The 11926-nt window shown below is 70.4% G+C and carries 9 protein-coding genes and 1 pseudogene; 4 read left to right on the top strand and 6 right to left on the bottom strand.

Features of this window, described 5'->3' with window-relative positions:
- Positions 1–115: 115 nt before the first annotated feature.
- The 3 genes from ACFZBP_RS29475 to ACFZBP_RS29465 all read left to right on the top strand — a co-directional run bounded on the left by ACFZBP_RS29475 (position 116) and on the right by ACFZBP_RS29465 (position 2469).
- Complete coding sequence (locus tag ACFZBP_RS29475) at positions 116–685, top strand: SigE family RNA polymerase sigma factor (RefSeq protein ID WP_383445382.1); 570 nt, start codon at positions 116–118, stop codon at positions 683–685.
- Entirely contained in the window at positions 682–1548 is an 867-nt protein-coding gene (locus tag ACFZBP_RS29470; RefSeq protein ID WP_391417464.1) for an anti-sigma factor, read from the top strand. Before ACFZBP_RS29475 ends, ACFZBP_RS29470 begins: the two co-directional genes overlap by 4 nt.
- A gap of 87 nt (positions 1549–1635) precedes the next feature.
- Positions 1636–2469 (top strand): pectate lyase, encoded by an 834-nt coding sequence (locus tag ACFZBP_RS29465; protein ID WP_391417462.1) that lies wholly within the window; start codon positions 1636–1638, stop codon positions 2467–2469.
- Between the two features lie 101 nt (positions 2470–2570).
- Here the strand turns inward: ACFZBP_RS29465 and ACFZBP_RS29460 are convergent.
- Positions 2571–3720 (bottom strand): annotated as a pseudogene (locus tag ACFZBP_RS29460) (right-handed parallel beta-helix repeat-containing protein); the annotation flags it as partial.
- A gap of 236 nt (positions 3721–3956) precedes the next feature.
- Here ACFZBP_RS29460 and ACFZBP_RS29455 point away from each other — a divergent pair.
- On the top strand, positions 3957–6164 hold the full coding sequence (locus tag ACFZBP_RS29455; protein WP_383445366.1) for a family 43 glycosylhydrolase: 2208 nt from the start codon (positions 3957–3959) through the stop codon (positions 6162–6164).
- Here the strand turns inward: ACFZBP_RS29455 and ACFZBP_RS29450 are convergent.
- Genes ACFZBP_RS29450 through ACFZBP_RS29430 form a run of 5 tightly spaced genes read right to left on the bottom strand, consistent with a single transcriptional unit; the run spans position 6161 to position 11888 of the window.
- On the bottom strand, positions 6161–7273 hold the full coding sequence (locus ACFZBP_RS29450; RefSeq protein WP_391417460.1) for a chondroitinase-B domain-containing protein: 1113 nt from the start codon (positions 7271–7273) through the stop codon (positions 6161–6163). The genes ACFZBP_RS29455 and ACFZBP_RS29450 overlap by 4 nt on opposite strands.
- Positions 7274–7325: 52 nt before the next feature.
- Positions 7326–8483 carry a dienelactone hydrolase family protein gene (locus ACFZBP_RS29445; RefSeq protein ID WP_391417458.1) on the bottom strand — a complete coding sequence of 386 codons (1158 nt, stop codon included), beginning with the start codon at positions 8481–8483 and terminating at the stop codon, positions 7326–7328.
- Positions 8470–9732, bottom strand: coding sequence for a polysaccharide lyase family 1 protein (locus ACFZBP_RS29440; protein WP_391417456.1), 1263 nt, complete (start codon positions 9730–9732; stop codon positions 8470–8472). Before ACFZBP_RS29440 ends, ACFZBP_RS29445 begins: the two co-directional genes overlap by 14 nt.
- Positions 9710–10747, bottom strand: a complete 1038-nt coding sequence (locus tag ACFZBP_RS29435) for a pectinesterase family protein (RefSeq protein ID WP_391417616.1) — start codon at positions 10745–10747, stop codon at positions 9710–9712. Before ACFZBP_RS29435 ends, ACFZBP_RS29440 begins: the two co-directional genes overlap by 23 nt.
- A gap of 4 nt (positions 10748–10751) precedes the next feature.
- The gene (locus tag ACFZBP_RS29430; protein ID WP_391417454.1) at positions 10752–11888 is read right to left on the bottom strand and encodes a pectinesterase family protein; all 1137 of its coding nucleotides are present in this window, start codon (positions 11886–11888) and stop codon (positions 10752–10754) included.
- Positions 11889–11926: the final 38 nt, after the last annotated feature.

Genomic DNA, 11926 nt, shown 5'->3' with positions numbered 1-11926 from the left:
ATCGAGCTCTCGATCGCTGCTACAGTTCCGGACCTCGACCGGATGATCGCGAATTGATCGCCGGATGACCACATTCGTCACCTAAACGAAACTTCGCAGGCAGGAGGGGTCGCCCGTGGGCACGGTCGTCGACGACGCCGCCTCCGTTGAGTTCCATGCCTTCTTCGAGCGCCACTATGCCGAACTGTCCCGCCTGGCCCATCTGTTGACGGGCGAGGCGGACGCCGCGGACGATCTGGCGGCGGACGCGCTGCTCGCGCTCTGGCACCGCTGGGACCGGGTGCGCGCCGCCGACCATCCGGTGGCCTACGCGCGCGGCGTCGTCGCCAACCTGGCCCGCACGAGGATCCGCAGCGCGGTCCGGGAGCGGCGGCGGGTGGCGCTGTTCTGGTCGCAGCGCGAGGAGAAGACCGAGAACCCGGACGTGGCGGGGGTCGTCGACGTCCAGGAGGCGTTGCGTAGACTTCCGTTCCGCAAACGCGCCTGTGTGGTACTGCGGCATGCGTTCGACCTCTCCGAGAAGGACACCGCGCTCACCCTGGGCATATCGGTCGGTACGGTGAAGAGTCAGACCTCGAAGGGGATGGCCGAACTGCAGCGGCTGCTCGGGACGCAGGGCGCTCCGCTCAAGGTGCATGCGGCGGCGATGGCCCGCACCGGGGACGCCGGAGGAAGGAACCGATGATGCGGCGGGACGTGCACGACGAACTGCGCGCCCGGCTGCACGAGGCGGCCGAGGGGCACGAGCCCGACCGCGCACGGATCCTGGCCCGGATCGAACGCGGGATGGCGGCCCCGTCCGGGCAGTCCCACCGCGACCACCGCGCGTCCCGGCCGCCCGTGTACGGCTGGGCCAGGGTGGTGACCGCCACGGCCGCGGTCGCCGGCGTCCTCGCGGTCGGCGGCTACGCGGTGGCGTCCGCAGTGAAAGAGGACACCCCGCAGCAGACGGTGGCCACCTCGCCGACACCCGCCCCGTCCCCGGACGCCACGAGCCGACCCCCGGCCCCGCCCGCCCCGCCGGCGGACCCGACGCCCGGAGACACACCGGGGTCCCGCGGGACGAACGGGGCGCCGACCCGGCAGCCGACCCCCACCGCCGCGCCGCCCGCCGCCGAGGGCGAGGAGGACGGCCCGCTGTGGTCGGACGGCTCCGTGGACCCGCACAGCAACGACTTCTGGGCGCAGAGCAACCTGACCCTCAGGACGAGCGAGCAACTCACCGCGCTCACCGTGCGGTTGAGGGTGGCGCAGACGGGTGGGGTCAACAACGCGGGCGCCTGGCGTTCGCTGCCGGAGGACGACTTCACGCTGACCGTCGAGGAGAAGGACGGCTTCCTCGTCTACACCTGGGTGCTCAAGGAGGGCCGTACGGTCCGCGCGGGCGAGTGGGTGTTCGCCGGGCAGTACGACCATGAGCGCGGCGGCCGGGACGCGCAGGACGACCGCTATGCGATGACGGCCACGGCGGGCGGCGAGCAGCTGTCCGTGGCGGGCGGCTTCGCGGCGCACGACGACAACGACTCGGCGGCGGACGGGGATTCGTAGAGAAGTTCCCGCCGGACCGGCAACCCTTCCCGCACGCGTGGCGACCAGGAGACGCAAGGATTTCCCCTCCACGCAAGGAACCGGTTCATGACAGCACAGACCGAACAGCGCGTCCGGCACCGCCGTAAGGCCACGAAGCGGCGGGCGCTGATCGCCGGAGTCTCCGCCCTCGGCATCACCGGCGCGGCCGTCTTCACCACCACGTCGTTACTGTCGTCGGCCAGTGCGGCCGCGTCCTGGCCGACGCCCACCGACAGCAAGCCGGTGTCGAAGACGATCCCGGTGTCGGGCACGTACGACGGCAAGCTGGCGAAGTTCTACGGCACCGGCGACCTGGGCGGCAGCGGCCAGGAGGAAGGCCAGGACCCGATCTTCGAGCTGGCCGACGGGGCGGTCCTGAAGAACGTCGTCATCGGCACCCCGGCCGCGGACGGCGTCCACTGCAAGGGCTCCTGCACCCTGCAGAACGTGTGGTGGCAGGACGTCGGCGAGGACGCCGCGACCTTCAAGGGCAAGTCGTCCTCGGCCGTGTACACGGTGTACGGCGGCGGCGCGAAGAACGCCGACGACAAGGTGCTGCAGTTCAACGGCGCCGGGAAGCTGGTCGTGACCAAGTTCCAGGTGCAGAACTTCGGCAAGCTGGTGCGCAGTTGCGGCAACTGCTCCACGCAGTACAAGCGGTCGATCATCATCAACGACGTGGACGTCACCGCGCCCGGCAACTCGATCGTGGGCGTCAACTCCAACTACGGTGACACGGCGGCGCTGCGCAAGATCCGCGTCCACGGCGACAGCGGCAAGAAGATCAGGACCTGCACCCGTTTCGAGGGCAACAGCAGCGGCAAGGAGCCGAAGGAGATCGGTACCGGCCCGGATGGAACCGCTTGCAGGTTCTCGGCATCTGACATCACGTACCAGTGATCGAATCCCCAGAGACCTGCTGATCTGAGCCCCCCTCGGTCAGCAGAACAGAACGCCCCGCCGGTGACGACCGGCGGGGCGTTCGCGCGTGCTGCGGGGGCCATCGTCGAGCCGATGACCGTGGAGCCCGTGGTCAGGAAGGTCGTGGCGGGCAGCGAACCGTCCGCCTCACGAGCCCACGTACGCCGTTGCCGCGTCCGTCGACCTGAACGCCTGAGCAGCCACCCCGCCGTCCCAGTTGTTCGCCGCGTTCACCGTCGACGCCCCCACCTTGGAAAGCCCCTTCCCGTTGCCCACCGAGAGGTTCCGGGCCAGCCGGGCCTTGCCCGTGGCGAAGTAGAAGCCGGTCTCGGCGTTGGCGTACGCGGTGTTGCGGTTCAGGACGATCGCGCCGGTGTTGGAGTTCTCGGTGAAGCCGTGCAGCGTGTTGCCCCAGGCCGCGTTGTCATTGACGACGTGGGCCACCGAGGCGCCCCCGCCGCCGAGCTCGAACCCGTTGCCGTTGCCCTCGAAGGCCGGGTCGCCCCAGCGGTTCCTGCCGTTGCCGAAGGCCCAGGTGTGTTCGACGGTGACCGGCGAGGAGAACTGCCACAGGTCGATGCCGTCATCCGAGTTGTTGTACAGGCGCGCCCCGGTGATCCGGTTGCCCGTGCCGGAGCCGAACTTCACGGCGATCCCGTCGGCGTTCTGCCCGTGTCCGGCCGGGTCGTAGTTGCCGTGGCTGTCTATGTTCTGCACGAGGTTGTCCGTGGTGCCGTCGCCGCGCAGAGTGAACCCGGAGTCCCCGTTGTCCGCGGTGACGAGGTTCCTGAAGACGCCGCCGGCGGACGACGTGGCGACGAAGCCCTGGGCCGGGGAGTTGACGAAGGTGAGGTTCTGGACGGTCCAGTAGTCGCCGTAGATGCCGGCGAGCCAGGACCCGTCGGGCAGCTCGGACCCGTCGATCCGCACCTTCTCGGCGCCGTGCGCCCGCAGCGTGATCCGGGCCGAACTCGTGCCGTTCGCCGTGGACTTGAGGGCCGCCGAGGGCTTGTACGTGCCGCCGCGGACCTGGATCGTCGTACCGGCGACCGCGTTCTTGACGGCTGACTCCAGCCCCGCGGTGTCGGACACGGTGACCGTCGCGGCGGCGGCCCGGGCGCCGCCGTCGGAGAGGCCGAGCCAGACGCCGCCCGCTCCGGAGGCGACGGCGATCGCCGCGGCGATGGAGAGCGTACGGGTCCTGCGGTGACGGCCGGTGCTCGGGCGCACGGGTTGGTTCCTTTCCTGGGCCAACGAGGACGAAGCAGGCCGGAGGGGCCGCCCCGGCCCGCTTCTGCTCTCCGGTCGCCGCCATGCCGGGGAAGGTTGCCGCGCCTCACCGAAAGCAAGCGAAACTTTCGCCGGCGCTCATCGCCCACTCACCGATTGACGTGCTGTTTCCCACTGGTGAGACTCCGAAGGCGCACACGACCCAACAGGAACCCCCACACCCCCACAGGAGTGACATGCGCCCACGAATCCTCCTAGTCGCCTGTCTCTCACTGCTTGTCGCGCTTCTCACCGCCCCTTCCAGTACCGCCGGTACCGCCAACTCCGGAGCACCACCCGTGAAGAAATCCAAGTACGCCGGCTATCTCTTCGCCTACTTCACCGGCGAGGGCACCGCCGACGGCGAGCAGATCCGCTACGCCCTCAGCCGCGGGAACGACGCGCTGCACTGGCGGGAGCTGAACGCCGGGAAGCCGGTGCTCACCTCCACCATCGGTGAGAAGGGCCTGCGCGACCCGTTCGTGATCCGCTCCCCCGAGGGCGACAAGTTCTACATGATCGCCACCGATCTGCGGATGTACCAGAACAGCAGCGGCAGCTGGGACCAGGTCCAGCGGCACGGCAGCAAGTCGATCATGGTCTGGGAGTCCACCGACCTGGTCCACTGGACCGACCAGCGCCTGGTGAAGGTCTCCCCGGACAACGCGGGCAACACCTGGGCGCCGGAGGCCTACTGGGACGACAGCCTGGGTGAGTTCGTCGTCTTCTGGGCGTCGAAGCTGTACGCCGACGACGACCCCGACCACACCGGATCGACGTACAACAAGATGCTGTACGCGACCACGAAGGACTTCCGCACCTTCAGCGCCCCGAAGGTCTGGAACGACCCGGGCTACTCCGTCATCGACTCCACGGTCGTCGAGCACGAGGGCACCTACTACCGCTACACCAAGGACGAGCGCGACCCGTCCTCCGGCTCGCCCTGCTCGAAGTTCATCACCGCCGAGAAGTCGACGACGCTGACCTCGACGAAGTACGACTTCGTGGCCGACTGCATCGGCAGCGGCGCGATGGAGCGCGGTGAGGGTCCGACGGTGTTCAAGTCGAACACCGAGGAGAAGTGGTACCTGTTCGTCGACGAGTACGGCGGCCGCGGCTACGTCCCGTTCGAGACCACCGACCTCGACTCGGGCAAGTGGACGCCCTCGCAGAACTACCAGCTGCCCGCGAGCCCCCGGCACGGCACGGTGATCCCGGTGACACAGGCGGAGTACGACCGGTTGCTGGCCGCGTACCCGGCGAGCCCCGCATCGGTCGTGGACGCGACGGCGAAGGACCAGAAGGGGTACGCGATCGTCACGGACAGCGCCGCGAAGGTGGTGCTCCCGATGCGGCCGGACGCGGACCTCTCCCGCCTCGCCCCGAAGCTGTGGCTCGGCGAGGGCGCCTCGGTCAGCCCCCGCTCCGGCACCCGGCGCGACTTCCGCAAGCCGCAGAAGTACACGGTGACGGCGGCGGACGGCACGAAGCGCACCTGGACGGTCGAGGCGGTGCGCACCAACAGCCCCACGCTGCCGGGCCTCAACGCCGACCCTGACGTGCACTATCTGAACGGCGAGTACTGGATCTACCCGACGACCGACGGCTTCCAGGGCTGGAGCGGGACCCGGTTCAAGGCGTACTCCTCGAAGGACCTGGTCCACTGGAAGGACCACGGCGTCATCCTGGACCTCGGTCCGGACGTGAGCTGGGCCGACACATACGCCTGGGCGCCCGCGATAGCCGAGCGCGACGGCAAGTACTACTTCTACTTCTGCGCCGAGCAGCAGATCGGCGTGGCCGTGGCCGACTCCCCTGCGGGGCCGTTCAAGGACGCGCTGGGCAGGCCGCTGGTCGCCAAGGGCGGTTCACTGAAGGGCCAGATGATCGACCCGGCCGTCTTCACGGACGACGACGGCACGTCGTATCTGTACTGGGGCAACGGGCACGGGTACGTGGTCCCGCTGAACGACGACATGGTGTCGTACGACGCCTCGAAGGTGCGGGACATCACCCCGGACAACTTCCGCGAGGGCTCCTTCGTGATCAAGCGCAAGGGCGTCTACTACTTCATGTGGTCGGAGGACGACACCCGTAGCGAGAACTACCACGTCGCCTACGCGACGGGACCGTCCCCGCTGGGCCCGTGGACCAAGAAGGGGACGATCCTGTCCAAGCGTCCCGAGTACGGCATCCTCGGCACGGGCCACCACTCCGTGGTGAACACCCCCGGCACCGACGACTGGTACGCCGTCTACCACCGGTTCGCCCTGAACGGCCCCGGCAGGCCCGGCGGTGACGGCATGCACCGGGAGACGACCGTCGACCGCCTGAGGTTCGCGGCCGACGGCACGATCGAGCCGGTGGTGCCGACGCTGGAGGGCGTCAGGCCCGTGCGGCGCTAGTTCATCGTCGCGCCGATGGTGGTGCTGCCCGTGGTCAGGAACGTGGTCGCGGGCAGCGTGCCGCTGGAGCTGCGGGCGTTGTACGTGCTCGACGCGTCCGTGGACCTGAACGCCGGCGTCGATATCCCGGAGTCCCAGTTGTTCCCGGCCGAGACGACCGAGGAGCCCTTGTTCACCTGCCCGCCGCCGTTGCTCACGGCGAGGTTCCTGCCGAGGCGGGCGGCGCCGGTGGCGAAGTAGTAGCCCCACTTGGCGTTGGCGTAGGCGGTGGTGCGGTTGATGACGATCGCGCCCTTGTTGCTGTTCTCGGTGAAGCCGTTGCCCGCGTTGTCCCAGGCGGCCGAGTTGTTGACGACGTGGGCCACGGTCTCGCCGTCGCCGCCCAGCTTGTAGCCGTTGCCGTCGCCCGCGAAGGCCGAGTCGGACCAGCGGTTCTTGCCGTTGCCCATGGCCCAGGTGTGCTCGACGGTGACCGGTGAGGAGAAGGACCAGAAGTCCAGACCGTCGTCCGAGTTGTTGTACAGGCGCGCCCCGGTGATCAGATTGCCGGTGCCGGAGCCGAACTTCACGGCGATGCCGTCGGCGTTCTCGCCGTGGTTGGCGGCGTCGTAGTGACCGTAGGAGTCGATGTTCCTGACGGTGTTGTTGACCGTCCCGTCGCCGGTGAGCGTGAAGCCGGAGTCACCGCCGTTGATGGTCTTGATGTTGTTCCAGTTGGTGCCGGTGCAGGACTGGCAGACGACCGCGCTGTCCGGGGAGTTCTGGAAGGTGAGGTTGGAGACGTTCCAGTAGTCGGCGGTCAGCTTGAGGATCCAGTCGCCGTCGGGCAGGTTCGAACCGTCGATCCTCACGGTCTCCGAGCCGTACGCGGTCAGCGTGACCGGCGACGACGAGCTGCCGTTCGCCGTGGACTGGAGGGTCGCCGTCGGGTAGTAGGTGCCGCCGCGGACCTGGATGACGGTGCCGGCGGTGGCGTTCTTGATGGCGTTGGCGAGGTCGGTGGAGTTGCTGACGACCACGGTCGCGGCCTGCGCCTGGGTGGGGAGGACGGCCAGGCCGGCGCCCAGGGTGAGGGCCGCCAGGGTGGCGAGAGCGGTACGACGAGACATGGAGAGCGGGTCCTTCCTCGTGCGGGTGGGGGGACGGTGCGCGGGAGAGGGTTCACAGGACGGCGTCGAGCCAGGTGAAGGCCTCTTCCTGCATGCGGTCGACGAAGACGTGGCCGAGGTCGGGCCAGGTCTTCAGCCGCAACCGCTCCTCGGCATGGCGGGAACGCCAGACGGCGCGCAGCTTGTCGTGGGCCGCGCGGACGCCGTCGGCGGGGAACAGCGGGTCGAGCCCGCCGTCGAAGAAGAGCATCGGCCTGGGTGCGGCGATGCTCGCCACGTCGGGGAAGTCGAGGAACCGGGGCAGCCCCGGGTGGAGCATGTAGTACGACGACTGCCCGCGCAGCGTGTTGTTGCCGGGCACCATCATTTCCTTCAGGCCGGTCATCCAGCAGACGGCGGCGGTGGCCGCGACAGTGTCGGTCAGCGCGGCGGTCTGCCAGGCGCGGTAGGCGCCCATGGAGAACCCGAGGGCCGCGATCCGGCGCGCGTCCACGCGGTCGAGGTCCGCCAGGAAACCGGCGGCCCGGGCGTCCTCGCGGGCCATGAGTCCGGCGAGCGAGGAGCCGAGGTGGTAGAAGTTGGAGGCGAGGGCCTGCTGTTGGTCGTAGGCGAGCGGGCCCCGGTCGCCCCAGCCGAGCGCGTCCGCGCACAGCACGACGTAGCCGCGCCGGGCCAGTTCGTCGCCGACGAACCGCCCGCTGAAGTACTTGTCCGCCCAGGCCTGGGCGGAGGCGAGCCGGATGTCGTCGTACCAGGGCCGGACCAGCTTCTCCTTGCCGATGTCGAACTTGGCGCCGTGGTCGTGCAGCAGCAGCACGGCGGGGAACGGTCCGGGTCCGTCCGGGGTGAGCAGGGCGGCGCGGACGCGTTCGTGGCGGGTGAGGGAGAGGGTGACCAACTCCCTGGTGTAGCCGCCCTCTTGGTGCGCATCGGTGGACTCGGCGGCGTACGGCGTCCCGTCCTCGCGGTCGACGAGGAGGTGCTCCTCGACCTTGGCGCGGGCCGCGCGGCGCCAGGACCGGAAGTCGCGGACCGGTGAAGTCCCCCAGGCGAGCGGGAAGTCCAGCCGCTGCTTGAGCGCCGGGTGGAAGTCGGGCAGCGGGCCGTCCACCACCCCGGCCGCCGCGGGGCTCACCGCTCCCCCGGCCAGTACGGCCGCTCCGGCGCCCAGCACGAACGCCCTTCGCCCGAGGGCGTCATGGCCGCCCATACTGCCTCCCGGTGCCGGCGTGCGTGAGGACGTGGTGCTCGACCGCCGCGGCGGAGGTGAGCGGCCGGTGGTGGTGGACGTCGGCCGGGTCCCAGCCCACGTCGTCGGTCAGGCCGAGCCCGGCGGCCACCGCGTTCAGGCGGGCCGGACGGCCGTCGATCCAGGAGCCGGTGTCGTGGAAGCGCTCGCCTCCGTAGGCGGCGAGGACCGCGTCGTGACGGAAGACGTTGCGCTCGGAGTAGAGCGCCGACTCGACGCCGACGCCCAGGGCGTAGAGAGGGGCCCGGCCCCGGGACACGTACACGTTGTTGACGACGTGCACCTGCCCGAAGCGGACGCGGGGCCCGCGCTGGACGATGTCGTCGAACAGGTTCCGGACGAACGTCACCTTCAGATGCCCCCGGTCCCGGTCACCGCGCCCGTCACCGGAGCCGACGAGGATCGCCTTGTCGTGGTCCTCGAAACGGCTGTCGGAGACGGTGACGAAGTCGGAGCCGTCCTCGATGTCCAGCAGCCCGTCGTGGCGCTGCACGCGTTCGCCGTGGAAGCCGAGGGGGGCGGCGCGGTCCGGGAAGCGGCCGTCGGTGAAGGTGCAGTGGTCGATCCAGAGGTTCCTGCCGGTGATGACCGTCAGCGCGTCGAAGCGGGCGTTCCAGCTGCCCCGGGTGCCGTCGTCGGGCGACCAGCTGGTGAAGTGGTCGACGGGCGCTTCGAGTCGCAGGTTCCTGACCACGATGTTCGTGCCGGTGTTGACGGTCAGGAAGACCCCGAGGAGCCGGGCGTCGTCCCCCACACCCACCAGCGTGGTGTTGCTCGGCACGGTCAGCTGGATCTGCGCCTTCTCCTTGTTCGACCCCGTCTGCCGGAGCCGGCGCTGCTGTGCGCAGTAGTCGTGGCGGGTGTCCGACCACTCGGCACCGTCCTGGCCGAAGCAGGACATGTACTTCCCCCGGTCGTAACCGGGCGCGTAGTCCTGCTCCCCGAGCAGTGAACCGTCGTCGCTCTCGTGCCCGTTGATGGCGCCGACGACGCGGATCACCTTGGGCGCGGTCGGGTCGCCGTCGTTCGCGAGGGCCTCCTTGAGTTCGGCGCGGGTGTGCACGGTCCGGGTCGTGCCGCCCGCGCCGCCGGTGGTGCCGGCGCCCCAGCCGACGGGGCCGCGCTCGGCGGCGGAGGCCGGCGCCGCGGCCAGGGTCAGGCAGGCGCACGCGAGGAGGGCGGCGACTCTACGCATGGGGCCGCCAGCCACGCAGATAGGTCTCCTTGGTGTGCACCTCGGCCTCGGCAGGCGTCAGTCGAGGCCGGTTCTCCGGAACCGTGATCACCGCTCCCGGGCCCGTGTTGCGGTACTCCCGGAACCGCATGGTCTGCCAGGGGTACTGCTCCCGCATGTCGGTGTACGGCGTCACCGGGTCGATGCCGGGCCCGATCCGGGTGTCCCGCACGACGAGGGACGGCCATGCGGTCGTCTCGTACGACGGCACCCACGGCCGGGCCAGCTTGTACGCCCCGTCCTCGGCGCCGGAGGTGATGCGGGAGCGGACGGCGAGGATGCCGTACGGGTTGGCGCGGGCGGTGGACGGGGCGAAGACCATGCCCTTGGGGGTGAAGTCGACGTTCCGCTGGAGGGTGTGGAAGTGGCAGTCCTCGAAGACGGCGGTGGCCCGGCCGAAGACGAAGTCGACGTCGCCCTCGATGTGGCAGCGGTGGAAGTACTGCCGGTCGAAGGCGTCGAGCGCCGTCGTGTCGACGAAGAGGGTGTCCTGGTGGGCGAGGAGACGGACGTTCTCGAAGTGGGTCCGGTCGCCGGTGACGTACGCGGCGACGGCCTGGGTCCCGGTGATGTCCGGGTGGTCGGCACGGAGCCAGTCGTTGGCCAGGGTGAGGTCGCGGACGGTGAGTCCGGGGGCCGCCGAGCTGAAGGTGGCGGAGCCCGCGGTGCCGTAGGTGCCCGAGCCGTCGGGCTTGGGCGTGCCGTTGGCGTTGGCGAAGACGATGACGGCGTCACGCGGGTCGCGGGAGGCGCCGCGCAGCGTCAACTCACCCGCGTGGGCGGGAACTTGGACGACCTCGCGATACGTCCCCGGGTGCACGACGATCGTCCGGCCGGGCCCGTCCACCGCGTCCACGGCGGCCTGGACGGAGTCGCCGGGGCGGACGTGCAGGACACGGCGGCCGGTGTGCGGGGTCCCGGCGAGGGCGGGACGGCTGCCCGCGGCGAGGAGCCCGGCCGTGACGCCGGCGAGGAGGGTGCGTCTGCGCAGCACGTCAGCACACCTCCCGCCATGGCCGCCAGTCACCGAGGTAGGCCTCTCGGGTCGCCGACTCGGCCTGGTCACGGGTGAGTTGGGGCCGGTTCTCCGGGACGGTGATACGGGCGCCGGGGCCGGTGTTGCGGTACTCGGCGAACCGCTGCTCCTGCCACGGAAAGCTGTCCGACATGTTGGTGTAGGGCGCGACCGCGTCGATGCCGGGGCCGAGCCACGTGTTCCGCACCACGAGCGAGGGCCGGGCGGTGGTGTCGGAGCTGGGCACCCAGGGGCGGGCCAGCTTGTAGTAGGCGTCCGGGGCCTCGCTGCTGACACGGCTCCCGGTGACCAGGTAGCCGAGCGGGTTGGCGCCCGCCGTCGAGGGCGCGAAGACGAAGCCGTACGGCGCCGAGCCCAGGTCCGTGCGGGTCAGGGTCCGGAAGTGGCAGTGCTCGTAGACGGCCGTGGCCCGGCCGAAGACGAAGTCGACGTCGCCCTCGGCGTAGCAGTGCGAGAAGTACTGGCGGCCGAAGGCGGTCAGGGCCGTCGAGTCGGCGTACAGGGTGTCCTGGTGGCCGAGGAAGTGGCAGTGGTGGAAGGCCGAGCGGTCGCCCTGCACCTTGAGGGCGACGGCCTGGGGGCCGGAGACGCCGGGGTGGTCCGCGCGCAGCCAGTCGTTGGCGAAGGTGATGCGGTGGGCCGTGAAGCCGGCTGCCTGGACGAGGGTGGTGGCGGAGCCGGTGGTGCCGTAGGTGCCGCCGCCGGGCTTGGGGGTGCCGGCGGCGTTGTCGTGGACGATGACGACGTCACGCGGGTCTTCACCGGCGCCGAGCCAGGTCATCTCCGTACGGGTCACGTCGACGGAGACGGTCTCCCGGTAGGTGCCCGGCGCGATGACCAGCGTCCAGCCGCTGCCGGTGGCGGCGGTGACGGCGGACTGGACGGAGGTGAAGTCGCCCTGGCCAGACGCGTCGACGTACAGGGTCTGCGGGGTCAGGCGGTCGGCCGGGGAGCCGTGGCGGCCGAAGGGGCGGGGGCGGGCGGCGGCTCGGGCGGTGCCGGACGTGAGCACGACGGCGGCTCCGGCTGCGGCGCTCGCGAGCAGGAAGCCTCTTCTGGACGGGGGCAGGGGGAGTCGGCGGTGGGGCGAGGGCATGCGGGTGCTCCTTCGCAGTGGGCCGGGGCTGCGCGCCC

The sequence above is a fragment of the Streptomyces sp. NPDC008086 genome (genome assembly GCF_042957325.1).
Lineage (GTDB): Bacteria > Actinomycetota > Actinomycetes > Streptomycetales > Streptomycetaceae > Streptomyces.
This window is presented reverse-complemented; position numbering and strand designations above follow the sequence as displayed.

Bases quoted from the DNA above. Each gene is read 5' to 3' on its own strand.
- ACFZBP_RS29465 (WP_391417462.1), top strand. From the start codon at position 1,636: ATGACAGCACAGACCGAACAGCGCGTCCGGCACCGCCGTAAGGCCACG.
- ACFZBP_RS29450 (WP_391417460.1), bottom strand. From the start codon at position 7,273: ATGTCTCGTCGTACCGCTCTCGCCACCCTGGCGGCCCTCACCCTGGGC.
- ACFZBP_RS29445 (WP_391417458.1), bottom strand. From the start codon at position 8,483: ATGGGCGGCCATGACGCCCTCGGGCGAAGGGCGTTCGTGCTGGGCGCC.
- ACFZBP_RS29430 (WP_391417454.1), bottom strand. From the start codon at position 11,888: ATGCCCTCGCCCCACCGCCGACTCCCCCTGCCCCCGTCCAGAAGAGGC.
- ACFZBP_RS29455 (WP_383445366.1), top strand. From the start codon at position 3,957: ATGCGCCCACGAATCCTCCTAGTCGCCTGTCTCTCACTGCTTGTCGCG.
- ACFZBP_RS29470 (WP_391417464.1), top strand. From the start codon at position 682: ATGATGCGGCGGGACGTGCACGACGAACTGCGCGCCCGGCTGCACGAG.